31 protein-coding genes are annotated in these 25,981 nt (G+C 53.1%); 21 read left to right on the forward strand and 10 right to left on the reverse strand.

Annotated elements, in window-relative coordinates; genetic code table 11:
• Positions 1 to 2 precede the first annotated feature (2 nt).
• Positions 3 to 692, reverse strand: coding sequence for a response regulator transcription factor (locus tag EVJ22_RS07730; protein WP_131443628.1), 690 nt, complete (start codon positions 690 to 692; stop codon positions 3 to 5).
• A 107-nt stretch (positions 693 to 799) separates the two neighbouring features.
• Between EVJ22_RS07730 and EVJ22_RS07735 the strand changes: the two genes are divergently transcribed.
• From EVJ22_RS07735 to EVJ22_RS07750, 4 genes are all read left to right on the forward strand, one after another.
• Positions 800 to 1,561 carry an ABC transporter ATP-binding protein gene (locus EVJ22_RS07735; RefSeq protein ID WP_131443629.1) on the forward strand — a complete coding sequence of 254 codons (762 nt, stop codon included), beginning with the start codon at positions 800 to 802 and terminating at the stop codon, positions 1,559 to 1,561.
• A complete protein-coding gene (locus EVJ22_RS07740) occupies positions 1,548 to 3,377 on the forward strand; it encodes an FtsX-like permease family protein (protein ID WP_071398198.1) in 1,830 nt (609 codons plus the stop codon). Before EVJ22_RS07735 ends, EVJ22_RS07740 begins: the two co-directional genes overlap by 14 nt.
• A gap of 13 nt (positions 3,378 to 3,390) precedes the next feature.
• Positions 3,391 to 3,735, forward strand: a complete 345-nt coding sequence (locus EVJ22_RS07745; protein WP_071398197.1) for a YxeA family protein — start codon at positions 3,391 to 3,393, stop codon at positions 3,733 to 3,735.
• A 118-nt stretch (positions 3,736 to 3,853) separates the two neighbouring features.
• The gene (locus EVJ22_RS07750; protein ID WP_071398196.1) at positions 3,854 to 4,588 is read left to right on the forward strand and encodes a Fic family protein; all 735 of its coding nucleotides are present in this window, start codon (positions 3,854 to 3,856) and stop codon (positions 4,586 to 4,588) included.
• 55 nt (positions 4,589 to 4,643) lie between these two features.
• Here EVJ22_RS07750 and EVJ22_RS07755 read toward each other — a convergent pair whose 3' ends face one another.
• On the reverse strand, positions 4,644 to 5,087 hold the full coding sequence (locus tag EVJ22_RS07755) for a MerR family transcriptional regulator (RefSeq protein ID WP_071398191.1): 444 nt from the start codon (positions 5,085 to 5,087) through the stop codon (positions 4,644 to 4,646).
• Between the two features lie 314 nt (positions 5,088 to 5,401).
• Here EVJ22_RS07755 and EVJ22_RS07760 point away from each other — a divergent pair, with 314 nt between their 5' ends.
• The 7 genes from EVJ22_RS07760 to EVJ22_RS07790 all read left to right on the forward strand — a co-directional run bounded on the left by EVJ22_RS07760 (position 5,402) and on the right by EVJ22_RS07790 (position 11,020).
• Positions 5,402 to 5,614: a hypothetical protein gene (locus tag EVJ22_RS07760; RefSeq protein ID WP_071398190.1), complete on the forward strand. Its 213-nt coding sequence runs from the start codon at positions 5,402 to 5,404 to the stop codon at positions 5,612 to 5,614.
• A 73-nt stretch (positions 5,615 to 5,687) separates the two neighbouring features.
• Positions 5,688 to 5,828, forward strand: a complete 141-nt coding sequence (locus EVJ22_RS07765) for a YvrJ family protein (protein WP_016510821.1) — start codon at positions 5,688 to 5,690, stop codon at positions 5,826 to 5,828.
• A gap of 27 nt (positions 5,829 to 5,855) precedes the next feature.
• Complete coding sequence (locus EVJ22_RS07770; RefSeq protein WP_071398189.1) at positions 5,856 to 6,068, forward strand: hypothetical protein; 213 nt, start codon at positions 5,856 to 5,858, stop codon at positions 6,066 to 6,068.
• A 30-nt stretch (positions 6,069 to 6,098) separates the two neighbouring features.
• On the forward strand, positions 6,099 to 6,311 hold the full coding sequence (locus tag EVJ22_RS07775) for a DUF2922 domain-containing protein (RefSeq protein WP_071398188.1): 213 nt from the start codon (positions 6,099 to 6,101) through the stop codon (positions 6,309 to 6,311).
• A 121-nt stretch (positions 6,312 to 6,432) separates the two neighbouring features.
• Positions 6,433 to 8,271, forward strand: coding sequence for a methyl-accepting chemotaxis protein (locus EVJ22_RS07780; protein ID WP_131443630.1), 1,839 nt, complete (start codon positions 6,433 to 6,435; stop codon positions 8,269 to 8,271).
• Positions 8,272 to 8,462: 191 nt separating this feature from the next.
• Complete coding sequence (locus EVJ22_RS07785) at positions 8,463 to 10,166, forward strand: methyl-accepting chemotaxis protein (protein ID WP_131443631.1); 1,704 nt, start codon at positions 8,463 to 8,465, stop codon at positions 10,164 to 10,166.
• 104 nt (positions 10,167 to 10,270) lie between these two features.
• Complete coding sequence (locus EVJ22_RS07790) at positions 10,271 to 11,020, forward strand: SDR family NAD(P)-dependent oxidoreductase (protein WP_070328482.1); 750 nt, start codon at positions 10,271 to 10,273, stop codon at positions 11,018 to 11,020.
• Positions 11,021 to 11,085: 65 nt separating this feature from the next.
• Here EVJ22_RS07790 and EVJ22_RS07795 read toward each other — a convergent pair whose 3' ends face one another.
• Complete coding sequence (locus tag EVJ22_RS07795) at positions 11,086 to 11,967, reverse strand: tetratricopeptide repeat protein (RefSeq protein ID WP_233589648.1); 882 nt, start codon at positions 11,965 to 11,967, stop codon at positions 11,086 to 11,088.
• 128 nt (positions 11,968 to 12,095) lie between these two features.
• On the opposite strand from EVJ22_RS07795, the gene EVJ22_RS07800 reads away from it, so the two are divergent.
• Both EVJ22_RS07800 and EVJ22_RS15555 read left to right on the forward strand, forming a co-directional pair.
• A complete protein-coding gene (locus tag EVJ22_RS07800) occupies positions 12,096 to 12,320 on the forward strand; it encodes a DUF3221 domain-containing protein (protein WP_131443632.1) in 225 nt (74 codons plus the stop codon).
• A 19-nt stretch (positions 12,321 to 12,339) separates the two neighbouring features.
• The gene (locus tag EVJ22_RS15555) at positions 12,340 to 12,504 is read left to right on the forward strand and encodes a hypothetical protein (protein ID WP_173647375.1); all 165 of its coding nucleotides are present in this window, start codon (positions 12,340 to 12,342) and stop codon (positions 12,502 to 12,504) included.
• Positions 12,505 to 12,521: 17 nt separating this feature from the next.
• Here the strand turns inward: EVJ22_RS15555 and EVJ22_RS07805 are convergent, their stop codons facing one another.
• A complete protein-coding gene (locus EVJ22_RS07805; RefSeq protein WP_131443633.1) occupies positions 12,522 to 13,850 on the reverse strand; it encodes a S1 family peptidase in 1,329 nt (442 codons plus the stop codon).
• Positions 13,851 to 14,005: 155 nt separating this feature from the next.
• On the opposite strand from EVJ22_RS07805, the gene EVJ22_RS07810 reads away from it, so the two are divergent.
• Genes EVJ22_RS07810 through EVJ22_RS07830 form a run of 5 tightly spaced genes read left to right on the forward strand, consistent with a single transcriptional unit; the run spans position 14,006 to position 19,092 of the window.
• Complete coding sequence (locus EVJ22_RS07810) at positions 14,006 to 15,133, forward strand: AI-2E family transporter (protein ID WP_131443634.1); 1,128 nt, start codon at positions 14,006 to 14,008, stop codon at positions 15,131 to 15,133.
• 1 nt (position 15,134) lies between these two features.
• A complete protein-coding gene (locus EVJ22_RS07815; protein ID WP_131443635.1) occupies positions 15,135 to 16,253 on the forward strand; it encodes a M20/M25/M40 family metallo-hydrolase in 1,119 nt (372 codons plus the stop codon).
• 19 nt (positions 16,254 to 16,272) lie between these two features.
• The gene (locus tag EVJ22_RS07820) at positions 16,273 to 17,112 is read left to right on the forward strand and encodes a YitT family protein (protein WP_131443636.1); all 840 of its coding nucleotides are present in this window, start codon (positions 16,273 to 16,275) and stop codon (positions 17,110 to 17,112) included.
• Positions 17,113 to 17,133: 21 nt separating this feature from the next.
• The gene (locus tag EVJ22_RS07825) at positions 17,134 to 18,303 is read left to right on the forward strand and encodes a hypothetical protein (RefSeq protein ID WP_071398181.1); all 1,170 of its coding nucleotides are present in this window, start codon (positions 17,134 to 17,136) and stop codon (positions 18,301 to 18,303) included.
• A gap of 12 nt (positions 18,304 to 18,315) precedes the next feature.
• On the forward strand, positions 18,316 to 19,092 hold the full coding sequence (locus tag EVJ22_RS07830; RefSeq protein ID WP_131438921.1) for a VLRF1 family aeRF1-type release factor: 777 nt from the start codon (positions 18,316 to 18,318) through the stop codon (positions 19,090 to 19,092).
• A gap of 31 nt (positions 19,093 to 19,123) precedes the next feature.
• Here EVJ22_RS07830 and EVJ22_RS07835 read toward each other — a convergent pair whose 3' ends face one another.
• On the reverse strand, positions 19,124 to 20,035 hold the full coding sequence (locus tag EVJ22_RS07835) for a cation diffusion facilitator family transporter (RefSeq protein WP_071398179.1): 912 nt from the start codon (positions 20,033 to 20,035) through the stop codon (positions 19,124 to 19,126).
• 123 nt (positions 20,036 to 20,158) lie between these two features.
• Here EVJ22_RS07835 and EVJ22_RS07840 point away from each other — a divergent pair, with 123 nt between their 5' ends.
• Both EVJ22_RS07840 and EVJ22_RS07845 read left to right on the forward strand, forming a co-directional pair.
• Entirely contained in the window at positions 20,159 to 20,719 is a 561-nt protein-coding gene (locus EVJ22_RS07840) for an AAA family ATPase (RefSeq protein WP_070328491.1), read from the forward strand.
• Positions 20,720 to 20,833: 114 nt separating this feature from the next.
• Positions 20,834 to 21,085 carry a dihydroxyacetone kinase gene (locus tag EVJ22_RS07845; RefSeq protein WP_035386313.1) on the forward strand — a complete coding sequence of 84 codons (252 nt, stop codon included), beginning with the start codon at positions 20,834 to 20,836 and terminating at the stop codon, positions 21,083 to 21,085.
• A 55-nt stretch (positions 21,086 to 21,140) separates the two neighbouring features.
• On the opposite strand, the gene EVJ22_RS07850 is transcribed toward EVJ22_RS07845, so the two are convergent.
• From EVJ22_RS07850 to EVJ22_RS07870, 5 genes are read right to left on the reverse strand one after another with little or no spacing between them, the layout of a single operon-like run.
• On the reverse strand, positions 21,141 to 21,836 hold the full coding sequence (locus tag EVJ22_RS07850; protein ID WP_131443637.1) for a carbohydrate deacetylase: 696 nt from the start codon (positions 21,834 to 21,836) through the stop codon (positions 21,141 to 21,143).
• Positions 21,829 to 22,125: a PTS sugar transporter subunit IIB gene (locus EVJ22_RS07855; protein WP_071398177.1), complete on the reverse strand. Its 297-nt coding sequence runs from the start codon at positions 22,123 to 22,125 to the stop codon at positions 21,829 to 21,831. Before EVJ22_RS07855 ends, EVJ22_RS07850 begins: the two co-directional genes overlap by 8 nt.
• Entirely contained in the window at positions 22,122 to 22,421 is a 300-nt protein-coding gene (locus EVJ22_RS07860; RefSeq protein WP_035386318.1) for a PTS sugar transporter subunit IIA, read from the reverse strand. Before EVJ22_RS07860 ends, EVJ22_RS07855 begins: the two co-directional genes overlap by 4 nt.
• A 29-nt stretch (positions 22,422 to 22,450) precedes the next feature.
• Entirely contained in the window at positions 22,451 to 23,770 is a 1,320-nt protein-coding gene (gene celB / locus EVJ22_RS07865) for a PTS cellobiose transporter subunit IIC (protein WP_131443638.1), read from the reverse strand.
• Positions 23,767 to 25,086: a 6-phospho-beta-glucosidase gene (locus tag EVJ22_RS07870; RefSeq protein ID WP_131443639.1), complete on the reverse strand. Its 1,320-nt coding sequence runs from the start codon at positions 25,084 to 25,086 to the stop codon at positions 23,767 to 23,769. Before EVJ22_RS07870 ends, celB begins: the two co-directional genes overlap by 4 nt.
• Positions 25,087 to 25,260: 174 nt before the next feature.
• Here EVJ22_RS07870 and EVJ22_RS07875 point away from each other — a divergent pair, with 174 nt between their 5' ends.
• Positions 25,261 to 25,977, forward strand: coding sequence for a GntR family transcriptional regulator (locus tag EVJ22_RS07875; RefSeq protein WP_131438913.1), 717 nt, complete (start codon positions 25,261 to 25,263; stop codon positions 25,975 to 25,977).
• The last annotated feature ends 4 nt before the right edge of the window (positions 25,978 to 25,981 follow it).

A 25,981-nucleotide genomic window follows, 5' to 3' on the forward strand; every position in this document is an offset into this window, starting at 1 on the left:
CCCTATGCCTCAAACTTATAGCCGAGCCCTTTGACCGTCTTAATATAGATCGGTTGTGACGGGTTCGGTTCGATTTTTTCGCGGAGCCGGCGCATGTGCACCATGACCGTATTGTCAGAGCCGTAAAAGTCCTCGCCCCAGACGCGGGTGAACAACGTTTCTTTACTGAGAATCCGGTTCGGATTACGAATGAAGCAGGCGAGCAGGCCGACTTCTTTCGCCGTCAGTTCGAGCCGGACACCGTCTTTGTACGCTTCTGTCTCGTCTACATTCAACCGGAACGGCCCGACGATTGTATCGACGGGTGCTGGTGCGTCGTACATCGAGACACGGCGAAGCTGCGCCTTGATGCGGAAGGCGACTTCTTTCGGACTGAACGGCTTCGTGATGTAATCGTCGCCGCCGATGGCGAGGCCGAGGATCTTGTCGATTTCGTCCGACTTCGCGGATAAGAACAAAATTGGAATGTTCGACGTGTCGCGGATTTGGCGGCACAGGTCATAGCCTTCACCATCCGGCAACATGACGTCGAGGATGGCGATGTGCGGGGCGAACGTCTGGAACGTCTCCAAGCCGCTTTTGACGGTGTGGGCGGTCGCGATTTGTGTGAATCCTTCTCGCTCAAGCGCTTTTTGAATGAGTATACATAAGTCTTTTTCGTCGTCGACGATTAAAATACGTGGTTGGTCCAATGAAATCACCTCTCCTTGTAGCATATCATTTAAGGATTTCGTAAGGTACGCGTGATTTTCAGTTAAGGTGGCGCGTGTATCGTAGTGTTTAGAAAGAGGTGCTATTCATGGAATCATTATTACAAGTCAACGCAATCGAAAAAACATATGGGAAAGGCAACACAACGTTCAAGGCGCTCAACGATGTATCATTCACGATCGAACACGGCGAATTTGTCGGCATCATGGGACCATCTGGCGCCGGAAAGTCGACACTGTTGAACGTGCTCGCGACGATTGATACACCGACCGCGGGGGATATCCTCGTCGAAGGGAAAAACATCGCCAAGCTCGATGAGGAATCGCTGTCGGACTTCCGTCGCGATCATCTCGGCTTCATCTTCCAAGACTACAACTTGCTCGACTCGCTCACGGTCCGGGAGAACATCTTGCTGCCGCTCGCCGTCGCCAAGACACCGGTCCACGAGACGCGCGACAAAGTCGATGCACTCGCCAATCGATTCGGCATCACGCCAATACTCGACCAATATCCGTACGAGATCTCGGGCGGACAAAAACAGCGGACGGCCGTATGCCGGGCGCTCGTTGCCAATCCAAAACTCATCTTCGCCGATGAGCCGACCGGTGCGCTCGATTCGAAGTCGGCGACCGACCTGTTACAGACACTCGCCGGGCTGAACGAGGCTGAGACGACAATCATGATGGTGACGCACGATGCCTATGCCGCAAGCTTTTGTCGCCGGGTCCTCTATATTCAAGATGGAAAGCTATCGCACGAGTTGATTCGAGGCAGCAAGTCGCGCGACGTGTTTTATCAAGCGATTTTGGATGAGCTCGCAAAAGGCGGTGCGACCGATGACGCTATTTGATTTGGCGAAGAAGAACGTCGCCCGCAATCTATCGCGGTACGCGCTCTACGTCGGGACGACGATCTTCTCGATCATCATCTACATGACGTTCGCGACGCTCAAACACAGCGGGGAGATCAGTGCCCTCGCCGAGACGTCCGGGCAGATCAGCGGTCTTATGAACGCCTCGACGTTCATCCTGCTCATCTTCGTCGCCCTGTTTATCGCTTATTCGAACGCCTTTTTCTTGAAAGGACGTAAGCGGGAAGTCGGACTGTATTCTCTTCTCGGGGTAAGGAAAAAGCAGATTGGTCTCATCCTGTTGTTTGAGAACCTCGTCATCGGTGCGGTATCGCTCGTGATCGGGATCGGGCTCGGTTTGATTGGGTCGAACTTTTTGTTGCGGCTGCTGCTCAACTTGATGAACAGTGGCTTGTCGATCGGGTTCACGGTCTCGACCTCGGCGCTCGTCGAGACGACGCTCGTCTTCCTCGCCATCTTTTTATTCACATCGTTCCAAGGTTACCGGGTCATCTATCGCTTCAAATTAATCGAACTGTTCCATGCCGACAAAAAAGGCGAGGACGTGCCGAAGGCGAGCCCGCTCATGGCGCTCATCGGAGTCCTCACCCTCGGTACGGCTTACACGCTTGCGCTGCAAGACCTCGCAACGTCACCGCTTTGGGGTTATCTTGCGGCGGCGATGCCGCTCCTCATCATCGGTCTTACGGTCATCGGTTCCGGTCTTTTGTTCCATAGCGTCCTCATCTTTATCCTCGCCCGCCTAAAAGCAAACGAGCGTTGGGCGTGGCGCCGGCTCAACTTATTGACGACGTCACAACTGTTGTACCGGATTCGGGGCAACGCGAAGACGTTGACGCTCATCAGTATCATCAGTGCGACGGCGATCACGGCCGGCGGGGCCATCTTCAGCGTCTACTATTACGCGGAACAACAAGTCACTTCGTACGCTCCATATACGTTCGCCTGGCAAGGCGACAAACAAGACATTGACGCCGACGTGTTGGCGGAGACGACCGTCATGCAAAAGACGGTTCGTGTCGCTGGTGAAATGGGAGAGCGGGAATATGGCGTCATCGACGAGACGACGTTCCAACGACTCGCCTCAGGCTTAGGATGGGTTGAGCCGGAACCGCTCCAAGAGCAAGACGTCTTCTTGATTGATCCGTTTTATGATGAACGCTTCTCGGAAGATGTGAACGATGTGACGCTAAACGGGGCGACGTACGCAGTCGCATCCCGCTATGACGAGACACCGCTCAACGTCATGACGTTTGGCGGGCTGTTGCTGGTCACACCGGATGACGTCTTCAAGACATTGTCAGAAGAAGAGACGATGTATCAAGTCGCGTCCGTCGCTGATTATAAAGAACAGACCGCCTTGTCGGACCGGTTGTCGGTAGCAGTAAACTTCTCGAGTGCGACAGCGTTATACGCTGAGACGATGGCGATACACGGAGCGCTCTTATTTGTCGGCAGTTTTCTCGGACTCGTCTTCCTCGTCGCAACGGGCAGCATCATCTACTTCAAGACGATGACTGAGGCTGAGGAGGACCGTTCGAAGTACGCGGTGCTACGAAAAGTTGGGATATCGAAGCGGGACATTAAACGCACGATCCGTCAACAAATCGCGGTCGTGTTCCTCGCACCATTCTCGTTAGGGATTTTGCATGCCTCGGTCGCGCTCTTCGCGTTCTCGCGCTTGCTCGTTATGGACTTCACGGTACCGGTGCTCGTCTGGATGGCGGTCTATTCTGCCATTTATGCCCTGTATTACGTGTTGACGGTTCGACGGTTTACGAAATACGTTATCTGAAGGAGAGAATATTATGAAGAAACTAATAATTGCGGCTTTCGCCCTCGTCATCGTGGCGTTCGGGCTTGTGAACATTGACTGGAACCGGCTTGGGAAAGAAGCGCTCTACGTGCAAGTCGGGGCAGCGACAAACGTTGAGGAGACGACGCTCGAATCGGGTGACGTCGTCCGGCGTTACGAGTATACGATGCCAGCGCTGACGAAAGACGGTGATCCGCAGACAGTCACGTTCACGGCAGCGAAGGAGCTTCGAAGCGGGGCATACTTGAAGTTATATGTGAAGGATCAAGACGTCGTCACGTCTTACGATGAAGTAACGGGCGCAGATATTCCAAAGGCGGCCCGGGAGCAACTATAGGAAGAGCATCAACGAGCTGCGCGTACTTATTTCAAATCGAGATAAGTACGTTTAGCTCGTTGATGCTACAATTAATTTACCACCAAACAAGAAGCGTACATGAAAGGAGACGGTGCGAATGTTTGAACGGATCACAATAAAAAAAATGGAGTTGGATCAAAAGCGGCCGTTACCAGTGTATACACTCCGAAGTCTTAGAGAGAAACTATTTTTAGAGTGGACGTATAATTCGAACGCCATCGAAGGCAACACGTTGACAATCAATGAGACAAAAGTTGTCCTAGAAGGCATAACGGTTGGCGGGAAGACGATGCGAGAACATCTAGAAGTTATCAATCACCAAGAGGCGATTGTCTACGTAGAAGAAATCGTTCGTCGGGAAGAACCGTTTTCAGAATGGCAAATCAAAAACTTGCATCGGTTGGTTTTGAAAGGAATTGATGATGCGTATGCAGGTGTGTACCGCGATCAACAAGTGTTCATCGCCGGGGCTGTCCATACGCCGCCACCTTCGTATATGATTCAAGAACAAATGGAGCAGCTGATTCACTGGTACGAAACAGAAGCAATCAACCTTCACCCGGTGGAGCGCGGAGCGTTGTTGCATGGTAAGTTTGTGGGGATCCATCCCTTCATCGACGGGAATGGACGAACGTCTCGCCTGTTACTCAATTTGGAATTGATGAAATCAGGATATCCGCCCGTCATCATCAGAGTTGAAAATCGTTTGGCATACTACAACGCACTGGATCGTGCACATACGACCGGTACGTATGATGATTTCATCGAACTCGTTTCTGCAGAAGTTGAAGAGTCGCTCGACTTATACTTACGTGCCGTTGCCATTGACTGACAAAAAGCCTTTCCCAACGACACGTTGATCGTTGGGAAAGGCTTTTTATGTGCACTCATGCGAGCGAACTTTCTCGCTCGGCTAATTCGTATTGGAGTATGTACGTCAATTCTACATGTACTTGATCTGAAAAGTTAGTCTTTCTGACGTGCGTACGTGGTCGTAATCCACATTCCAAAGCAATATCGATGATTGTCCGGATCTGATTTTCCGTATAAAAACGTTTGCGTCCCATCGTGAACGGGGTCGGCGGTAACACGCCGTCCGTCTCCCATTTGATCAACTGTTGCTGGCTGCGTGGGATGCCGGCAACGGTGAAGGCGCGACTCAATTCTTTAAGCGGATAGACAATTAAATGGCGCCCGTTATATTGAAATGGTTTACCTAGTTCGGGACGATATGCATCCCATTCGGTCGCAAAGAACGTTAAATCGATCGTGTCAACTTCAAATTGAGCGGAAGGAATTGGCGTGGCGAGTGCGATGTCTAAGTTGTTCATCTAGTGTTAGCTCCTTCTTCAAGTCTGCCGGGTAGTAGTACCCTCCCTCGTATAGTACCCTATTTTCAAAAATTTAACTGTTCATTTTTTGAAAGCGTGGCAATGAATTTATGGGACTTTCGATGCGGTTGTAAAATTTACACAACGTCTATAAAAATACCCTAAATGGTATGGTGATGCAAGTCATAGGAATGATTTGAGACAAACATAGCGACTGCTTGGCGATGTGGTTCAAAAGTCACGGTTGGAACATTTACGATTTTTGAGCAAAACGGTTTCTTCATCGGTTAATAAGGGCGAAGGAGGTGAGACATATGGCAGTGTATCGAGAATATGCAAGCGTTTTTTATCTCGACACGAAACGGCTCGTTGACGGCAAGGAAAAACGTCAGCTCGTCCGCTTCGGTCCGCTCGGTGCGCGGATGGAGACCGAGGAGATCAAACAGTTTGGCGACTTGTTGATCCCGTTCCTCGCGGTTGAATCCGCTACGTACGTCGTGTCGCGTGAGTTCCACGTGACGGTCTAAATTGGAGGCTCCCACTTATGCTAATACCCCCTCGTCCCGCCGCTCACAATCGGCACGATGAGCAGGTGGTCACATGAGCTGGCCCGAACTCATCTCAAACCTCGGATTCCCGATTGTCGTCTCGCTCTATCTGCTCCATCGGATCGAGACACGTCTTGAGCGGATGATTCAGCTGCTCGAACGTCTGGATTCCACCTATCCATCTGAATCGTAACCACTCCCCGAAAGGAGCCATCCCCTTATGGCACAGCTGACAGAAAAGAAAGCCACGCTCGTCCTGACGACGCACCATGACCTCGAAAGTTTGAAACCGACGAAGAAGACGCAACGATTCGGTCCGATTCGCGCTGCGCTCACGGCAGATGTTGCCGACTCATACGGTCAGCTCATGCTCGATCTTCTCGAACATGAAGATTTCACCGTATCGGTCGTCCGCGAATACGACTTAGCCTAATCCACTCACATTCTAAGGAGGAAATGAATCATGACTGAGACAAAACTAGAGATTGCCTTTTTGGACACGTTTAACAAAGTTGCCCGCTTCCGTTTGAACAACGTCAAACAACCGGTCGACCCAGCGAAAGTGCAAGCGCTCGCCGACTTCATGGTCGCGAACGACCCTCTCGGCAAAAACGTCGTCAAGTGGACCGAAATCAAGATGATCGAAGGTACGGAGACTGTATTGAACATCCAATAACCGAACCCGGAAGGTGACTGAGTTTTCAGTCATCTTTTTTTATTTTGGTCAATTCACTTTAAACTTCTCGACTTCAAGACGATAAATAATGAAACGTTGTACTTGAGAGGGGAATACATACATGGCATGGAAAGAAAAATGGGCAGCGGCTGTACGCCGATTGAACCTGCGTCGCATCGATGTCCGCCGCTTTACATGGAAACCGAAACAACGGAAACGACAAAAAGTAGAAGTACCCGCGTCTTCGGGGAAAGGCCTGACGATTCGCAAAAAATTATGGGGACTCGTCATCCTCGCACTCGTCATGGTCGCCGGTGTCGGCGGCTACTCGCTGTTGTCACTCGCCGACGCGAACCGTCAAGGCGACGATGTCGTCAACAATTGGAATAAAGGGCTCGACTACGCCCACGAACTGAACACGCTCGCCGCGAACTATCGTGCACTCGAACTCGAGCATATCGTGACCGAGGACGCGGCCGGAAAAGAAGAATTGATGGCGAGACTGAAAGAGATTCGGACCCAAATCAATGAACTCGCTCCGAAATATGAGGCGACAGCGTCAGGTGAGACCGATAAAGAACTGTTCGCCAACTTCGCTCGCCAATGGGAGATGTATCAACGCGTGTCAGACAACATGCTCATTTTTAGTACATCGGGCAACAACGGCATGGCCCGCTCGTACTACGATGCCCAGTCCCGGTCTACATATGATAATTTTACGCAACGCCTGACCGAACTCGTCGATTACAACTCAGAAGGCTCGCGGCAAGTCGGGGCGGACATGGAGCGCGAGTTTCAACAAGCGCTCATCGCCTTGCTGGCCGTGACGGTTGGAGCGATCGTGATCCTCTTGTTCCTTGGGATGAGTCTACTTCGTTCAATCATCAAGCCGATGCGGATGCTTCAGACGAAATTCGATGAACTGGCATCGCAAGGCGGCGATTTGACGGTGTCGATCCCGGTCACGTCGAACGATGAGATCGCGCAAGTGAGCCGTTCATTCAACGTTTTTCTCGCTTCGCTTCGTGAGATTATGATCGATGTCGACGAGACGGCAAAAGTCGTGCTCACATCGTCGCGAGAAGTCGCCGCGGAAGTGACCCAATTGAGCCGTTATATGGAAGAGACGTCAGGTACGGTCGAAGAACTGACGGCCGGGATGGAAGAGACGGCTGCTTCGTCGCAAGAGATGAGTGCCTCGACGACCGAGATGGGCAGCTCGATCGATACGATCGTCGATCTCTCGAACGATAGTGCCAAAACAGCTGGACATGTCGAACAGCGTGCCCACGCGATGCGCACGCAAGCCATCGCCTCGAAGACGGAAGCGAACGCCATCATCCAGAAAAAACGCGTCGAGCTCGATGAGGCGATCAAAGGTGCCCAGTCGGTCGAAGAGATCCGCGTCTTGACGAGTGCGATCCTCACAATCGCCGACCAGACGAACCTGCTCGCCTTGAACGCATCGATCGAGGCGGCCCGGGCCGGTGACGCCGGGCGAGGCTTTGCCGTCGTCGCGTCAGAGATCCGTAAGCTCGCCGAGAACTCGCGTCAAACTGTGAACGAGATTCAAGCGGTGTCGAATACGGTCATCGATTCGGTCGAACGGCTCAATACGAGCTCGGCAGATATGCTCACGTTCTTGAACACGAACGTGCTCGCCGACTACGACCGGCTCGAGGAATCGGCAACGCAGTACGAAGAGGACGCTACCGTATTCGGCAAGACGGCGAATACGTTCGAGACGAACGCGTTGCAGCTCCGCCATATGACTGACAGCATCTTGCACGTCATCCAAGAAGTCGCAACGACCGTGACGGAAGGAGCGGACGGAACGCAGTCAATCTCAGAGAAAGTCCAACTATCCGTCGAGCGGTTCAACGATGTCCAACAACGGATGAACGAGACGGAACAGCGGGCGGCCGAACTATCGAATCGCGTGTCACAGTTCAAATTGTGAGACAGGACCACAGTCAAACGACTGTGGTCTTTTATTGTGACAAAAATTGGAACATAAAACTGTTAAAGGTAGTCAATAAGAAGTCAGACTTCTTTTATTTGGTACATATTAGGTTTTGTTATCCGATATAAGAGTGGCAATACAAAATTAGAGAGAAGTAGAGGTGGGAGAGGACGTGTTCCTCAAAAGAGATGAAACGATTGAAAACACTGTCATTAACGCAAAAATTATTTAGTGGTATCGGACTTATTTTATTGTTCGTCGCGTTCGGCATGGGTTATAACTTATGGACGCTTCAAAATATGACGAATCAGTATGAAGACATGATTAGCCAGGACGTGATGAAGATGAAGGCGGCCGACGACCTGTCGCTCGGCATGACGCGTCAGGCGTATGGACTGCGAGGTTACATACTCGAGCAAGATGACTCGCGTCTCGAAGCAGAGAAACGCGGGTCAGAAGATAAGAAACAGGCGATTCAGACACTCATTGAACTTGCCGAGACGAAAGAAGAGCAGACAGAACTCGAGAATCTTTTAGCCTACGCAACCGGCTATGATGAGTTAGCCACCCAATTGATTGCAGCAATCGATGACGGGGACGAAGAATCGATCGACCGACTCGCGCTTCGACTCATGCCGGATGTGACAGCGTCAATCACGGAGACGGGCGAGCGGTTACAAGCCGAGTCAGAGGCGGAGATGTTCGAGCAGCAACGAAGACTTGAAAAGTTAGGTGAGAAGGCAGTCTTGTACTCCACAGGAATCGCGATTCTCATCTTGCTCCTGACAATTGGGGCCGGTTACGCCTTGAAACAAATGGTGACCGTTCCGCTCCGGATGTTGTCAGACGAAGTCGCCGTCGTCGCGAATGGCGATTTGACACGCGCCGACTTGGACGCGCTGACGCGTGACGAGATCGGGCAGCTCATGGTCGGATTTAACCAAATGAAAGGCAACTTGCGTGAGTTGATCAATGAAGTGAACCGTAACGCCCAAGAGATCACGGCGCAATCGGAAGAGCTTTACGCCAGTACGGAAGAGATGTCGTCGCAAACTGAAGAGACGACTCGGATGATCGAGGCGGTCGTCGAAGAGACGATTCAACAAGCGAAAGAAGCGACGGGCAGTGCCAAAGCGGTCGCAGCGGCCGATGAAGGCGTCGAACAGATCGCCCGTTCAATCGGTACGATCAGCGAAGACGTCGCGATGAGTCTAAAGCTCGCTGAACAAGGGGACGAGACGATTCAACAAGCGAAACAAGAAGTGCTCGCCCTTGCAACTGAGACACGAATGACCGGGGAATCGATCGCGGCGTTGAAACATCAGTCAGACGAGATCGCCTTGATCACGGAAGTCATCCAGTCGATCACGGACCAGACGAACTTGCTCGCCTTGAACGCGGCCATCGAAGCGGCCCGGGCCGGTGAACAAGGCAAAGGGTTTGCCGTCGTCGCCGAAGAAGTCCGGAAACTCGCCGAACAGTCAAAACAGTCGGCCGCGCGCATCGCCGGATTGATCGAATCGATCCAAGTCCAATCGAACGCCGTGCTCGCAAGGCACGAACTCAGTGCGAAGCGGGTCGAGGCGAATACAAAACTGTTGGAGAAAGCGACAAACGCGTTCCAGCAAATCGTCGTCCAACTCGAGACGTCGGTTGAGAACACGTTGCATATTCGTGTCGCCTCAAACGAGATCGCTTTGACGACAAAACAAGTCGCCACGGCCGCCCTCGGGATTGCGACCGAGAGCGAACAGATGGCAGAGACGATGCGTTCGGTCGGTGAGACAGCCGATTCACAGCTCGCGATGATCCAAGAGTTGAACGGCGTCGCCGAGTCACTCGGGAACATGACGGGAGATCTGCAGACGTTGATCGGAAAATTCAATACGTGACTTTAGCCGTCCTCGGACGGCTTTTGTACGTTCAAAGGATTGACGATGCTACGTTTCGGGAATGACGGGATAGAACGCATTTTAGATGGAAAAGGGGAATTTGAATGAAATATACGGTCATCACAGGGGCAAGTTCAGGCATCGGCTACGAGGCGGCGAAGCAGCTTGCCAAGCAAGGGAAATCGTTCGTGCTCGTCGCGCGTCGCACGGACGAGCTTCAAAAATTGCGTGACGAGATCAAGTCGATCTCACCAGACAGCGACGTCATCCTCAAAACGAATGACTTGTCATATAGTGAAAACGTCTATGCACTCTATGAGTCGCTCGCCGACCTCGATATCGAGACGTGGATCAATAACGCCGGGTTCGGGGACTCAAATCTTGTGAAAGACGCCGAAGTCGGGAAAATGGAAAACATGATTCGTTTAAACGTCGAGGCACTGACCGTCTTGTCGAACTTGTACGTTCGGGACTACCATAAGGTCGAAGGGGCGACACTCCTAAACATCGCCTCGGTCGTCGGCTACCGCATCGCGGCGAAAGGGGTCACGTACAGCGCGACGAAGTTCTTCGTCAGCGCCTACACGGAAGGCCTCGCCCAAGAACTTATCCAAAACGGCGACAAGTTGCGGGCGAAAGTGCTCGCACCGGCTGCGACCGAGACCGGATTTGCGAGCCGGGCCCGCGAGGAAGAGAACTTTGATTACAGTGAGAACGTCGCGAAGTACCATACGGCCGAAGAGATGGCCGAGTTTTTAGTTCAATTGCTTGAGAGCGATCAAACTGTCGGCATCGTCAATCACGAGGACTACTCATTTGAACTGCGCGGACCGATTCACCCGTACATGGGGTGAGTTAGACAGCGTTCAATACCATAAGCAGACGACAGCCCGAACTCTTTTTGAGTTCGGGCTGTCGTTTAGGATTGTCGCATCGTATCCGCATAGCCCCCGGTCAGGCGGTGGGTCAGGCGATGATACCAGTAGCGCAGGCGCAGGCGATATACATACGTTCGGGACGTGTTCGGCAAGACGACGTTATCGATATAGTCGGCGAACATGGCGCGAAACATTTTGTCCTCACTGTCGTCGTACGTCGCGCTCCACATGCCGTGCTCTTCGACTTCGAGCAGCGTCGCGATCGTCTCGTCGTCGAGTTGGCCGTCTTCCGGCAAACGCTTGACGAGCATCTCGACGCGGTGGCTGCAAATCGAGGCATAGAGCGAATGGGCCCGTGGGTTTCGCGGATTCGCGTTCAAATAGCCGATTGCGGCTTTGAGCAGCTCGTCGTTCATCTCGAGCGGGATCTCGTCGAACGCTTGGAAGAATTCGAGCAACATCGGCACGGTCTCTTCGCTGAAACCGGCGAGACGGACGTAGTGCATGATGTGTAAGCCCGCTTCGCCGTAGAATTTACGATTGAAGTAATGGATGGCAAGGGCGCGCCGAGTCATCGGCACGTCCGGATAGCGCTCGACGGCGCGGCAATAATGTTGCTCGGCCTCAAACGTAAACCCGGCGTCTTCGCTGAGGGCGCCGTGCAGGCAATGGATGAGGTAATGGTCACCCATCGTACTCGCGGTTTCGAGCACTTGTCTGGCTGTCTTGAAGTCGCCTTCGCGGATGAGCGGATAAGCTCGCATCGCCGGGAAGAACGGGTCGTTCGGGAAAGCCGTCTCGCCGCGGACGATGAGCGTCTCGATGGCCTCGGCGTTATAGTCGTCGATCAACTCTTCAAGGAGCATCATCTCAAGGAAGGTGCGCTGAAAGTCTGGGGTGTGTAAGTCGATGGTGTGTTTCAAATGAGGTCCCTCCCAGCGTTTGTGATTGTCGCTTTATTATACAAGTCAATCGCTTCATGAAGTAACATTTTTTGAAAAAATGGGAAAAGAAAAGAGGGGAAGCGCATTTGGGGGAAGGAGGGATCAATGTGGTCACATTCATGGGCTATATCGTCGAACTCGAGGCAGCGCGAATCCGGGTCGCACCAAATTTGGAGGCTGAACCGTTCGACGGCATCGTGTTTCATCTAGATGAACAGATTGGAGACATATCGACGCTCGCGGTCGGTCAATTCGTGCGGGTCAAGCATAGTGAGATGATGACGAAATCATTGCCACCCCAGGCGGCGGCGCACCGGATTGATGTGCTATGATGGATGCGAGGTGAGTCATATGGGACAGTGGAATTTTCTTTGGCTCGGCGGCGTCATCGCGCTGAGCGCATTTCTCGTCTGGCTCTTGCAAGACGCAATCCCGTTTTGGATGCTATCGATTTTGCTGCTGTTACTCGGGGCCGCGGTCGGTAACGTGCAACGCAAATTGAATAAGAGCGAGTAAAAAGCACGTCTTCCGATTTAGTCGGAAGGCGTGCTTTCTTCGTCTCGCTCTGTGGCAGCCGGTTTAGGCTTTTCTGATTTCTCTTCTTTAGCAGGCTGCTCTTTTTTAACAGGCTTTTCTTGTTTAGCAGGTTGTTCTTTTTTTACGGGCTTTTCTTGTTTGGCGGGTTGTTCTTTTTCAACATGCTTTTCTTGTTTAGCGGGTTGTTCTTCTTGAACCGGTTTTTCTTCTTTGACCGGTTTCTCTTGTTTAGCCGGCGGTTTTTCTTGTGGCTGATCTTTCGGTTTGGTCTCTTGCTTTTTGACTGGTTTCTCCGCTTCAGCCGCTGGTTTTTCAGGAGCCACCGGTTCTGCCGGTTCTGTCACAGGAGGTTCCGGTGTGACCGGTTCTTCTGTGACGGGAGGCGGCGTTGGTTCTTCAGCTGGCACTTCCGGTTCAACGACTTCAGGCTCTGGCGTTTCCTCTGGCGTTGCCGGTGCGTCTTCAATCGGCTCTTCAGCAGGTGCGGCCGGTTCTGGCGCAGCTTCCGGGGCAGGAGCCTCGGCTTCTGGTTGCGGCGCTGGCGCTGGTTCCGTCACAGGATGCTCATTTCGAGGTGGCGTGATTGGTGCGACCGGTGCTAGTTTAGCTAACGGTGGCGCTGGTGTGTCCGACTCAAGAAACGCGAGCACGTCTTGTTCGAACAGGGCGACCGGGAGTGCTTTTGACTTGAGGTGCATGGCGAGTACCCGTCCATCTGAAGCAACAATCGGACTGCCAATTGCCCGTCTCGGGATATCGAACTCGCGCTCATACCCGGTTTCATTGAACGTCATCTGGCCTTCGATCCGTTTAGACGGCATGAGCGTGATGAGCGTCTCGTCCGCCGCAGCAATCGCGTGGCTGAACATGAACGGCGTCTCTTTCATTTGATTGATCCGGATGACAGCGATGTCGACGGTACGTCCGACGACGGTCCCTTTAATTTTTTTCCCATCGTGGTCGATTGTCATCGTCGTCAAACCTTCAACGTTATGGGCAGCCGTCAAAATGTCTTGCGGGCTGATTAAAAATCCTGTCCCGGCACCGACAGAAAACAGACTTTTCTCGAGCGTCGCCAAATCAATCATCGAAGCGTTATCGGCTGAGACGGTGTCTTCGGCGATGTTCAAGTTGACTTTGTCAGCGAGTGAATCCGTCGAACGAGGAGCTTCTTTCAAATAGGCGACTGTTAAAATAGAGATGAATGCGATAAGTGCAATCACGGTCGAAATGGCAATCCATTTCAAGCGACGGGGGCGATGGCCACACGTCGGACAAGCAGTTGTTTTTGAGCGGGTCTTCGTTCCGCAGCGTGGACAAGTCACGAGGGTGACACCTTCCTTCATATGCATAGATGATTAGCTATACCTTAAATGGAACAGGGATAAACAATATTTTGACGGGGTAAGCAGACAGGGAGGGAATGAACTTCCGAAAATCGGGAAAGAAATAGATATCCTTCAAAAAGGGGGAAACGTCCATGCAGCCCTTTTGGACAACGCGTGCGTTTCGTAACGGTATTTGGATACTGCTCATTTTGACGATCATCTTCATGGCGAAACAAGTCGAATTTTTGTTCTATCCGATCGGTATCTTTTTCGCGACCGTACTGACGCCGTTCTTGTTCGCCGGCATCTTGTTTTATTTGACGGTCGGTCTCGTCGATTTCCTTGAGATCAAATGGAAGCGACGGTCACTTGCGATTTTGAGCGTGTTCCTGTTGCTCCTCACCCTCGTCGTGTTGTTCGTCGTCACGCTCGGACCGCTCATCACCCGGCAGGTGCTCGCCTTGTTTGACGCATTCCCACGTTTCGCTGAAGGAAGCTACCGTCAGTTTTTGTTGCTGTACGGACGGCTCGAGGAATACGCGTGGTTTCGGGACTATGCCGAGCAGAACGCGGCATCGATCGAGACGTGGATTCGTCAGTTGACCGACGCGCTCGGTGCACTCATCGGTACTGTCGCCGGTTCGCTCGGGCGCGTGCTCGCGCTGATCGTGTCTGGACTGTTCACGTTGTTCATCGCTCTATTCTTGTACGTGTTCATGCTCATTGACGGGGGCAAGCTCGCGACGGCGATCGTGCGGTGGATCCCTGAGGCGTATGAACAAAATGCCCGTCACATCTTGCACGACATGCACGAGACGATCAAACGTTACGTCCGGGCCCAGCTCATCGTCTGTACGTTCGTCGGCTTCTTCGCGACAATCGCTCTTTGGCTGCTCGACGTCCCGTTCTTCCTGCCGCTCGGTCTGTTCATTTTCGCGACGAACATCATCCCTTACTTCGGTCCGTTTCTCGGGGCCGCACCCGCCGTTTTGATTGCGTTCATCGACGAACCGATTAAGGCGCTCTACGTCATCATCGCCATCACCATCGTCCAACAACTTGACGCCAACATCATCTCACCGCTCGTCCAAGGCAAGTCACTCCGTGTCCATCCCATCACCATCACTCTTGTCCTGCTCGTCGCGGGACGCCTCGCCGGTATCGTCGGCATGCTGCTCGCCGTCCCGTTCTATGCCGTCTTGAAAGTCACATTCCTCAACTTGCAAAAACTATACGCGTTACGCAAACAGTCGAAGCTTCCGATCGAAAGGAGCGACTAATATGTCCTCGCGCATCACCCACACGTTCATGGAACTCGTCCAAATTGATTCAGAGTCTTATGCCGAAGGTCCATTTTTAGAGTATTTAAAAGAACGATTCGATGGACTTGGTCTCGAACTTGACGAGGATGACTCGACAGCAGAGACCGGTCTCGGTTCGAACAATTTGATTGCCCGTCTAGCCGGCGACGCCTCGATCGCACCGTTATTCCTGTCGGCTCATATCGATACGGTGTCACCTGGTAAAGGCATCGTTCCGGTCATTCGGGATGATGTTGTCTATTCAGAAGGAGAGACGATTTTAGCGGCCGACGACAAGGCCGGGATCGCCATCATGATTGAAGTGGTGGAACGGTTGCGTGAAGGACGAACCCGGCACGGGCCGATCGAACTCGTACTCACACCAGGAGAAGAAGTCGGTTTGCTCGGAGCGAAAGCGCTCGATATGTCAACACTGAAAGCGAAGCACGGGCTCATCCTCGACAACGGCGGACCGGTCGGCGGCATCATCTTAAGTTCGCCGAGTATGTTCAGCCTGAATATCGATATCCACGGGAAGGCGGCCCACGCCGGACTCGAACCGGAGAAAGGCATCTCGGCACTCGTCATCGCGGCCGAGGCGATTCATCAGATGAAACTCGGGCGCATCACTGAACAAACGACCGCGAACATCGGCAAGATCTCGGGAGGGACCGGCAGTAACGTCGTCATGGAACATGCGACGCTCGTCGGGGAGGCCCGGTCGCTCGATCACGACGCCTGCGTCGAACAAGTCGCACACATGATCGAGACGTTCGAACGAGCGGCACAAAACCATGGCGGCACGGTCGACATCAAGCAACAACAGATGATCCGGAGCTATCGGTTCGAGGAAGACGAACCGTTCGTCCGCCACGTCTCGGCAGCGCTAGCGCATACTTCGTTTCCGGTACGTTATGAGCATAGCGGCGGTGGGAGTGATGCCAACGTGTTCAACGAGTTCGGAAAAGTCGCACTCAACGTCTCCATCGGGTACGACGCGATCCATACGGTCGATGAGTCGATCCCGATCAAAGAGCTCGAGGACAGTGTGACGTTCGTACTCCGGTTGATTGAGACAATGCAGTCGTTCAAAGCATGAGGGAAGGGGATGGGTTGTCGTGCGAAAACGAATCATTGACGTCGGCATCATCCTCGCCTCGATCATCGTCCTCGGGTTGGCGATCAACTTGTTTTTAGGTCCTCACGAGATTGCTGCCGGTGGCGTGACCGGGATCGGAATTTTGTTAGAAGAAGTGCTCGGCATCGACCGCTCGATCGTCGTCTTTGTCTTGAACGGGGTCATGCTCGTCTTGACGTTCGTCTTTCTCGGGAAGAAAGTGTTTTACAATACGCTGCTCGGCAGCCTGTTCTTGCCGCTCGTTCTCGCCGTCGTCCCGAAATATATGGTCACGACAGACCGGTTCTTCTCGGTCGTGTTCGGCAGTATCTTGTTCGCTGCGGCGGTCGCCATGCTGTACCGAATCGGTGCCTCGAGCGGAGGGACGACGATTCCGCCGCTCATCTTGCACAAATACACCGGGTTGAACACGGCGATTGGCTTCTTTTTGACCGATGCGCTCATCGTCGTCTCAAGCTTGTTCGTCTTCGGGATCGAATCGTTCCTGTTCGCAATCGCCTCGATCATTTTGACGTCGGCGGTCATGGCGTATATCGAGCTCGGCCTCGACCGGAAAAAAGCCATCTTCATCATGAGCGAGTCGCACCTAGACGACATCAAGCAGGCACTCTATCGGGACGTCGACCGGGGAATCACGGTCTTTGACGTGAGAGGAGGATTTCAAGGAGAAAATCGGGAAATGTTGATGATCGTGTTGACACGTGGCGAATATCAGACGGCACTCAGAACGATCGACGCAATCGATAAACGCTCGTTCATGATCGTCTACAACGTCGCCGATGTGCATGGATTAGGATTCAGCTACCAACCGCGCGTCTAACTTTGGAAAGGGGAGCCCTTCATGAACTCCTTACTCGCCTTCACAATCGTCATGCTCATTTGGACGATCAGTGATTTCGTCGCCAAGAAAACGAAAGCGTTGCTGTCCTCGCTATTTGTCGCGTCTGTCATCTTTCTCGTCGGCTTCAAATCCGGATTGTTCCCGGAAGATTTGTTACCGTCATCATCTTTACTAGCCCTCGGTCAGACGGTCGTCGGACTCGTTATCGTCCATCTCGGGACGCTCATCAGTCTCGACGAGTTCAAGCGGCAATGGAAGACGTTCGTCATCGGTGTCTCCGCCGTGCTCGGCATCGGGATTTTTCTATACGTGATCGGGCAATTTTTCCTCGATACGAACTATATTTTAAGTGCCATCGCAGCCATCAGCGGCGGGACGATCTCGATCATTCTCGTCCAAGACGCCGCCGTCAACGCGGGACTCGTCTCGGTCGCTGTATTCCCGGTCTTGATCGCGGCGACGCAAGGGCTGATTGGTTTTCCGCTCACGTCGATCATCTTACGGAAAGAGGCACTCCGCATCCGGACGGCACATCGGGACGGGACGCTCGTCACGCCTGAACAACATGCCGTCGTCCATGACGAGACAGATGACTCGATTTTGCCGGCGCCGTTCCATACGACGGCCGGGACGTTGTTCGTCATGGGGGTCGTCGTCTTGATTTCGACCGTCATCAGCGGATGGACGAACGGTTACCTGAACACGTTCGTCATCGCCTTGATCCTCGGTATCGTGTTGCGCCGCTTCAAGGTTTTGAAAGCGAACGCGTTGAACGGGATCGATGCGTACGGTCTCATCATGATCGCCATCCTGCTCATCATATTCGGACCACTCGCGACGCTGTCACCGAGTGCGTTGTTCGATTTGATCGTGCCGATCACGATTTCATTCGTTCTCGGCGTGTCCGGACTTTTGTTGTTTGCGCTCCTCGTCGGCCGCTTCCTCGGCTACTCGAAAGAGATGTCGATGGCGATCGGGTTGACGTCGTTATATGGTTTCCCAGGAACACTCATCTTGAGCGAAGAGGCGGCGAAGAATATCGGGGAGACGGAAGAGGAGGTGCATATTATCGAGGATGAAATATTACCGAAAATGATTGTCGCCGGGTTCTCGACGGTCACAATCACATCTGTGTTCATCACAGGGATACTTGCTGCGTTCATTTACTGAGGAGGGAACAAGATGGCATTATCAACAGAACTCGGAAAGATCAAGCAACTGCATAACGCGGAGGCGGGCGTACTGAGTCTCTACTTAAGTACGAAGCCGAGCGAGCGCGACAAATGGGAGATTCATTTGAAGAACGAGCTGCGCCGACTCGAGCAAGAAATCAAGAACGGAGACGAGGCGAAGTTGAAAGCGTTCAAAGGCGTCCGGGAACGGGCCGAGCGTGAGATTATGGGCAACGAGCATAAGCTGTTGCGCAGCATCGTCTTGTTTGCGGAAGGAAATGATGGCTTATTCGAGCTCCACTTCCTGCAGCTTGACGTCGAGAACGACTTCCATTACGGTGACAAACCTAACTTGGACCAAATCGAGAGACTCGACGCCGAATTCCCGAACACGGGCATCTTGCTCGCCCAGCTCGACAGCATCACCGCCTACGATACGCGGCTCGGTGAAGTTGAGGACGTCGTCGTGTTCGATCTTGATTTAGACACCGATCAATGGAGACGGTACCAAGGTCGCGGCAAAGGTGGCGAGGCAGCGTCAAGCAGCCAAATCGACCAATTCGACAGCCGGAAAGAAAAACAAGTCCGACGGTTTTACCGGGATATCGCCGGTGAGATTCGTTCCTTACACAAGAAACATAAATGGAACGAGGTCGTCATCATCGGGCAAGATCGGAGTGCGAACTTATTGAAAGATGAACTCGACATCGACATCGAGCGCGTCGTGAACCGGAACTTAGGAAACGCCGAGGAAGAAGAGATTCTGCGCCGGGCGTTTGAGCAATAAAAAGTAGCGAGTGACGTTATGTCGCTCGCTATTATTCTGCCCAGCGATTGTCTTGTGTGAACGAGATCGTCAGCCATTTCTCATACGGCAAGAAGGCGAGCGCGTCCTCGATCTTTTGACGGATCCGGTCCTGCTCGGCGATTTTGTCATACGGGTAGTCTTTCGCCACGACGAGGTCGATCTCGATGAACAGAAGATTACCGGACTTCGTCGTCCGGACGTATGTTTTCGAGACTTCGTATTGATGGGCGACTTGGAGGATGGTGAGTGTGATCTGTTTACTGTACGGGGTCTCGGTGTTCATCCCGATCAATTCTTTGATGGCGACCCACATCTCGATGAGCGGCGTCTTGACGAGCCAAAGGGTGATCAGCATGAGCATGACCGGATCGACGTACGGGGAGATGGCGTCAAATGATAGCCAGACGAGCACTTGGGCGATCAAATAGCCGATGAGGGCACCACCGGTCAAGATGAAGCTGAGTCGCCATTGGACGATCTCGGCACTGACGAGACCGGAGCTCGCTTTCATCTGGAACGTCCGTAAGTAGCGGAAGATCCCGTACGTCAATGCGCCGCTGATTGTGAGATAGACGAGCGCCCAACCGAGGACGAGGTCGTTGCCGCCGGCGCGGATATCATCGATCGCACCGAGGAAGGCGTTGACGATGACGAATAAGAGGACACCATATTGGAACAAGATGATGAACGGCTCGATCGTGCTCTTGCCGAACGGGAAGCGCTTGTCCGACGTCAGCATGAACACGCCGGCCCGGAGCGAGATCCAACTCATGATGACGCTCAAGAACGAATAGACGCCATCGAACAGGATAAAAGCGGACGATAACGCGTAACCGACGATGATCCCGGCGATGGCGAAGAATAAAGAACCGAATACTGAGACACGCAAGACGAAGCGTTCGAGTTTGGGGTCTTTTGGCATGAGAATGTCCTCCTTAGAAGCTGAGCAGCCGTTGGTACGTGTTTTCCCGCTTTTCAGTGTTCCTATTCGAGAACTCGAGCCGTATGGTATGCTAGAAAAAAATGGATAAAGGACGGGGAAGGAATGAAGCTTGTCATACTGATCGGTCCACAAGCCGTCGGCAAGATGACGGTCGGCCAGGAGCTAGCGAAACAGACAGGATTGAAGTTACTACATAACCATATGACGATCGATCTCGTCAGCCCGTTCTTTGATTACGGGACAGACGAGGGGCGCCGACTCGTCCAATTATTTCGGCACGAGTTATTCGAAGCGGTCGCGAAAAGCGATCAGCCCGGCTTGATCTTCACGTTCGTCTGGGCGTTTGATATGGAAGAAGACCGGACCTATATCGAAGGAGTGGCGGAACTGTTCGAGTCGCACGGGGCCGACGTCTACTACGTCGAGCTCGAAGCGGACATCGAGGAGCGGCTCGCCCGGAACACGACCGAGAACCGGCTGGCGCATAAGCCGACGAAACGGGATATCGCCTGGTCCGAGGCCGAGTTGAAGCAGACGGCGACGCTGTACCGCTTGAACTCGCGTGATGGAGAGATCGATGTCGACAACTATTTGCGGATCAATAACACGGACCTTGATGCCGAAACGGTCGCGCGACAGATTCAACGCCAGTTCAACCTTTAGAAGTTTGAAGAGCGACGGCTGATTTGCCAATCGGTACTAAAAGAGATAATCTAGCACTAGATGGTAATCATTACACTCTGTCTAGTCTATCCTTTGAAATTGGAGGTGAACAAGATGATAGAATTCAAGTATGATACACAACTGTTGATCGAAGGGGAGCAACTGTCCGAAGATGCGATATTTGAGTACATCAACACAAGCTTCGCGGGAGATTGTTTGTTGGCAGTCGGGGACGAAAATCTAATCAAGATTCATTTTCACACGAACGAACCGTGGGATCTCGTTAAATATTGTGCGTCGCTAGGTGAGATTTACGATATTGTGATTGAAGACATGAGTAGACAAGAAAGAGGTCTACCTGGTTAATCTACGAACAGAAAAGAGAGTTGTTCGCCGGTAAACGGTGAACAACTCTCTTTTTCTACACCCACCAATCAGGGCGCTCATAGTCGATCAATAGCTGCTTTTCCAGTAAGCGTTGCACGAGGTAAGACGTGACGCTTGGTAAAATCTCATCGATGTCGGCCGGGTGGACCATGACTTCGATCGAGTCGCCTGGTTGAATTGCGTCGAGCGTTGCCCTGGACACGCCATCGCCGTAGAACTGGTCACTGAACCGCTCGGTCACCCACAAGTCCCGTCGTGCATCGAGTATCGTTAAGGCCCGAAACGTCGTGTCGTATTCTTCGGCGAGGCGTACGATGACGTCTTGGATCGCCGGCCAGCCATGGACGTGATGGTGGCTGTCGAGGTGATGGAGCGACAGTCCCGTCGCGCGGAACGCCTCGATTTGCGCTTTCCACTCGAGGTAGACGAGCTCAGGGTCGGGTGCCGCTTCCGTCAGAAACCGGTTCGTGTAGCGGAACGTCCCGTCTTCTTTCGTGAGCGGTGTACTCGTCTTTGCGAGCGGCCGTCCCCACGTCAAGGCGAGATGCACGCCGACACGTAAGCCGGGATGGAGTTTTGCGAGCGTGACGGCCTCATCGACGGCATAGCCGTTCATCATCATCGTTGCCGAATTGACGATCCCTTTGAGGTGACTGTCGAGGATTCCGGTATTCACACCAGATGTCAGTCCAAAGTCGTCGGCGTTGATCAAGACGTGCGTTTTATGCATTTTGTACGAGACCGAGCGCTTGGTCGAGCACTTGGTCGCCTTTCATGAGCCCGTAAGCCATATTGTCGATGACAGCGACCGGTACCGTGACGGATGCTTTGATCTTACCTTCGAGGTAGCGGACTTGTGGTCCAATCAAGATGACGTCGACGTTCGTTTGTTCTTTCAAGCGTGATTCCGGGATAGCTTCGATTGTCGCGTCCAAGCCACGTGAGGCAGCCTCGGTGCGCATTTTTTCAACAAGGATCGATGTCGACATACCGGCCGAGCAGACAAGTAAGATGTTCATTTCAATTCCTCCAATTGGTTGAGTCGAGTGATCATATCGACCATCTCGATCGCAAGTTCTTTGACGGTCATTGCCGTCATCAAGTGATCTTGGGCGTGGACGAGCAAAACGCTCATGTCGCTCGTCGCCCCGCGTGCCTCTTCTTGCAACAGTTCGGTTTGAAGCTTGTGGGCTTCTAGAAACGCCTCATCCGCTTCTTTCATTTTCGCTTCAGCAAGTTCACCTTCGCCGCGTTTGGCGGCGGCGATCGCCTCGAACGCCGACGAGCGGGCGTTTCCGGCGTGCAAGATGATCATGAACGATAATTGTTGGATGCTTTCTGTCTTCAACTGATTTTCTCTCCTTCGTTGACTTCTGCTTTATTTTTATTGATTTCGGCCGTCATCGCTTTCGCTCCTGCCATGACGAACGGGATATACATCGCCGTCGCAATCGTCAAGTTGACGAGTTGAAGCAAGACGCCGCGGACGCTACCGCCGGTGACGAGGTAACCGCTGATGATCGGTGGCGTCGTCCATGGCACGATGGCGACCGTCTTCGGTACCATGCCCGTTGAGAGGGCGACGTACGACACGATCGTGAGCGTGACCGGCACCAAGATGAACGGGATCAACATGACCGGGTTCAAGACGATCGGGAGACCGAAGATGACCGGTTCGTTAATGTTGAACAGTCCGGCCGGAGCCGACAGTTTCGCAACTTGGTGGTACGGGTGGTTGCGCTGTTTGCGGACGACGATGAAGATGGCGAGAAGCAGGGCGAACGTCGTACCTGATCCGCCCATGAAGACGAACGAGTCGAGGAACGGTTTAGTCACCGTGTACGGCACGTCGTAAGCCGACACACCTGCTTGGAACGCGGCCAAGTTTTGCTCGATGAGCGGGAGATAGATCGGCTCGATGACCGAACCGATGATGTTCGTGCCGTGCAGTCCGAAGAACCAAAGGATGTGGTTCAAGAAAGCGATGACGAGACCGGCTGCGAGCGAGTCGCCGAACCCTTGAAGCGGTTGCTGGATGACTTTAAAGATGACTTCAAAAATGCTGAGCTCGACTTGGAGTGTCATGAACAGTTGAACTCCGGCGACGAGCGTCAAGATGAGCATCGACGGAATGAGTGCTTGGAACGAACGGGTGACCCCGCCTGGTACGCCTTCCGGCATCTTGATCGTCAATTTCGTGTTGATGAGGTAACGGAACAGTTCGGTGACTGCGATTGAGACGATGATGGCAACGAATAATCCTTGGGCACCGAGCCAAGCGAAGTTAAGTCCCCAGTCTTCTGTGACCGGCACGAGCATGATGTATGATGCGACCGATAAAATACCGGCGGCGAGCCCATCGACTCCATATGACCGGGCCAAGTTATACCCGATCGAGAAAGCGACCAAAAGGCCTAATATGGCGAACGAGGCCGTCCAAATGTTGCCGCCGAGTCCTTGCCAGTTCCCTTCGCCGAACGCATTGTTCATCATGCCGACGAAGTCGAGTGAGAGGCCACCTAAATTGATAGCCGGGAAGTTGTTAATGAGGACAGCGAGCGAACCAACGATGATGAGCGGCATGACCGAGACGAATCCATCACGGATGGCGACTAAGTGTCGCTGGGAACCGATGCGCCCAGCGATTTCGATAAACTTGTTCATGAGTAAACCTCCTTCTTAAATTGTGGTAAGTACGCTTCGTGCGCATCGAACAGCTCACGGAGGAGCGGATCGATTTTCTTCTCATCTTGGATGAGCGGGTTCATCAGGCAGGCGAGATAGGCATCGTTGTATGAGCCGGACATCGCTGCGCGGATGGCGAGCTGTTCAAACGTCTTCAAGTTGGTGATGAGTCCTTTGATCGGGAGCGGTAACGCGCCGATTGAAATCGGACGTGGACCAGCCTTCGTGATGACGGCGTTCACTTCGATGACGGCGTCGTCCGGTAAATCGCGAATCGCGCCGCGGTTCAACGTGTTGACCGTCTGGATATCGCCGCGATCGTTGTAGATCGAGTCCATCAAATTGCAGGCGGCGTCGGAATAATAGGCGCCGCCGCGCTGTTCGAGCTCAACAGGCTTCACGTCGAGATCGACGTCTTTGTATTTCTCGAACAGTTGCGCCTCGACTTGCTGGACGACCTCGGCGCGCGTGCCGTTCTGTTCATACGCTGCTAGATCTTTCGCGAGTACGTCCGCCGTTTGGAAATAGTATTGATGGTACGGGTTCGGCAACATGCGGAGCGATTTCAAGAACGATTCGCTCCAACCGAGCCCGACGATGTTCGCCGGCGAGTAGTCGGTGCCGGCGTTCAGTGACGTGAGCACGTCGTCCGTGCGATCGACGCCGTCGACCCAGACGTGACGGCCGAATACGAAATGGTTGAGTCCGATGAATTCGATAGCGACACGTTCGACCGGCGTGTCTAAAATCTCAGCGACCGAGTTGCGCATGTTGAACGGGATGTTACAGACGCCGATGACTTTCTTGTGGGCCGAGTGTTGCAAGACGGCCTCGGTGACGATACCGGCCGGGTTCGTAAAGTTGACGAGCCACGCGTCCGGGCAAATCTCCGCCATCTCATTAGCGAGCTCAATCAACACTGGAATCGTCCGGAACGCTTTGAACAGGCCGCCGGCACCGTTCGTCTCTTGCCCGATGAAGCCGTGCTTGAGCGGGATGCGTTCATCCAAAGCGCGGGCTTTCAGGCCACCGACGCGAATCTGCGTCGAGACGAAGTCGGCACTAACAAGTGCGGCTTTCCGGTCGAGCGTCCAACTGAGTCTGATGTCAGCGCCTGCCTTTTGAATCATCCGTTCGGCGAGACGGCCGACGATGTCTAATTTGTCTCTCCCTTCCTCGATGTCGACAAGAACGATCTCCCGAACCGGAAACGTCGCTTGCCGCTGGATCAAACCTTCAATGATTTCGGGGGTATAACTCGAACCTCCACCGATGATGACGACCTTGACTGCCATAGTGCCAACTCCTCCTTGTGAAAGCGATTTCTTTTTGTTGTAACAAATATAACAAATAGTACAACTTGTCGCAATATAAAAAGTACAAATAATACAAATTGTTTTTTGTATTTGCATTTGTATGTTTGCTGTATCAGAATAAAGGAAAGAAGGATGACACAAAGGGGTGACAGAATGTCGCAGTCGACGCTTCAAACAGCCATCAAAGAAGAGTTATTGTCCCGCATCAAGAGCGGACATTATACAGAAGGCGAGAAATTCCCGACCGAGTACGCGTTATGCGAAGAGTTCGACGTCAGCCGGACGACGGTCCGCGGCGCGCTAAACCAGTTGACGACGGAAGGCTATCTCGTCCGCCAGCAAGGGCGCGGCACGTTCGTCGCCGGGAAGAAAGTCCGGCAGACGTTATCGCATACGCCGAACAATTACGCGGCCCAGCTCGCCGTTCAAGGCAAGCGCGGCCAAGTGTCGCTCATCGACTTGTCGGTCGTCTCGGCGAACGCCCAGCTCGCCGACGTGTTCACGGTCGACGAACAAGCACCGATCCAAAAGATCGAACGGATCCGTCACGCCGACGGGGAGCCGACGCAGTACGAGGTCTCGTTCATCCCGTGGCAGATCGCGCCGGGTATCACGAAAGACCAGGCCGAGCATTCTCTGTTCCAAACGCTAGCGGAAGTCCACGACGTCCACGTCGCCAAGACGACCGAGGCGCTCGAGATCGCGCTCGCCGACGAACGGATAAGCGATCTTCTCGACTGTCCGCTCGGGACGCCGTGCTTTTATATCGAGACGGTGACCGAGGACGCGTCAGGAAAAACGATCGAGTACTCGCGTTCATATTTCCGAGGGGACAAGACAAGTTTTGTCATCGAGCGGAGCTACTCATGAAAAA

The organism is Exiguobacterium sp. SH0S7 (genome assembly GCF_004337195.1).
Lineage (GTDB): Bacteria > Bacillota > Bacilli > Exiguobacteriales > Exiguobacteriaceae > Exiguobacterium > Exiguobacterium aurantiacum_A.

Coding starts and splice junctions, on each gene's coding strand:
- EVJ22_RS07735 (WP_131443629.1), top strand. CDS start 800: ATGGAATCATTATTACAAGTCAACGCAATCGAAAAAACATATGGGAAA.
- EVJ22_RS07740 (WP_071398198.1), top strand. CDS start 1,548: ATGACGCTATTTGATTTGGCGAAGAAGAACGTCGCCCGCAATCTATCG.
- EVJ22_RS07745 (WP_071398197.1), top strand. CDS start 3,391: ATGAAGAAACTAATAATTGCGGCTTTCGCCCTCGTCATCGTGGCGTTC.
- EVJ22_RS07750 (WP_071398196.1), top strand. CDS start 3,854: ATGTTTGAACGGATCACAATAAAAAAAATGGAGTTGGATCAAAAGCGG.
- EVJ22_RS07755 (WP_071398191.1), bottom strand. CDS start 5,087: ATGAACAACTTAGACATCGCACTCGCCACGCCAATTCCTTCCGCTCAA.
- EVJ22_RS07760 (WP_071398190.1), top strand. CDS start 5,402: ATGGCAGTGTATCGAGAATATGCAAGCGTTTTTTATCTCGACACGAAA.
- EVJ22_RS07765 (WP_016510821.1), top strand. CDS start 5,688: ATGAGCTGGCCCGAACTCATCTCAAACCTCGGATTCCCGATTGTCGTC.
- EVJ22_RS07770 (WP_071398189.1), top strand. CDS start 5,856: ATGGCACAGCTGACAGAAAAGAAAGCCACGCTCGTCCTGACGACGCAC.
- EVJ22_RS07775 (WP_071398188.1), top strand. CDS start 6,099: ATGACTGAGACAAAACTAGAGATTGCCTTTTTGGACACGTTTAACAAA.
- EVJ22_RS07780 (WP_131443630.1), top strand. CDS start 6,433: ATGGCATGGAAAGAAAAATGGGCAGCGGCTGTACGCCGATTGAACCTG.
- EVJ22_RS07785 (WP_131443631.1), top strand. CDS start 8,463: ATGAAACGATTGAAAACACTGTCATTAACGCAAAAATTATTTAGTGGT.
- EVJ22_RS07790 (WP_070328482.1), top strand. CDS start 10,271: ATGAAATATACGGTCATCACAGGGGCAAGTTCAGGCATCGGCTACGAG.
- EVJ22_RS15555 (WP_173647375.1), top strand. CDS start 12,340: ATGGGACAGTGGAATTTTCTTTGGCTCGGCGGCGTCATCGCGCTGAGC.
- EVJ22_RS07810 (WP_131443634.1), top strand. CDS start 14,006: ATGCAGCCCTTTTGGACAACGCGTGCGTTTCGTAACGGTATTTGGATA.
- EVJ22_RS07815 (WP_131443635.1), top strand. CDS start 15,135: ATGTCCTCGCGCATCACCCACACGTTCATGGAACTCGTCCAAATTGAT.
- EVJ22_RS07825 (WP_071398181.1), top strand. CDS start 17,134: ATGAACTCCTTACTCGCCTTCACAATCGTCATGCTCATTTGGACGATC.
- EVJ22_RS07830 (WP_131438921.1), top strand. CDS start 18,316: ATGGCATTATCAACAGAACTCGGAAAGATCAAGCAACTGCATAACGCG.
- EVJ22_RS07835 (WP_071398179.1), bottom strand. CDS start 20,035: ATGCCAAAAGACCCCAAACTCGAACGCTTCGTCTTGCGTGTCTCAGTA.
- EVJ22_RS07840 (WP_070328491.1), top strand. CDS start 20,159: ATGAAGCTTGTCATACTGATCGGTCCACAAGCCGTCGGCAAGATGACG.
- EVJ22_RS07845 (WP_035386313.1), top strand. CDS start 20,834: ATGATAGAATTCAAGTATGATACACAACTGTTGATCGAAGGGGAGCAA.
- EVJ22_RS07850 (WP_131443637.1), bottom strand. CDS start 21,836: ATGCATAAAACGCACGTCTTGATCAACGCCGACGACTTTGGACTGACA.
- EVJ22_RS07855 (WP_071398177.1), bottom strand. CDS start 22,125: ATGAACATCTTACTTGTCTGCTCGGCCGGTATGTCGACATCGATCCTT.
- EVJ22_RS07860 (WP_035386318.1), bottom strand. CDS start 22,421: ATGATCATCTTGCACGCCGGAAACGCCCGCTCGTCGGCGTTCGAGGCG.
- celB (WP_131443638.1), bottom strand. CDS start 23,770: ATGAACAAGTTTATCGAAATCGCTGGGCGCATCGGTTCCCAGCGACAC.
- EVJ22_RS07870 (WP_131443639.1), bottom strand. CDS start 25,086: ATGGCAGTCAAGGTCGTCATCATCGGTGGAGGTTCGAGTTATACCCCC.
- EVJ22_RS07875 (WP_131438913.1), top strand. CDS start 25,261: ATGTCGCAGTCGACGCTTCAAACAGCCATCAAAGAAGAGTTATTGTCC.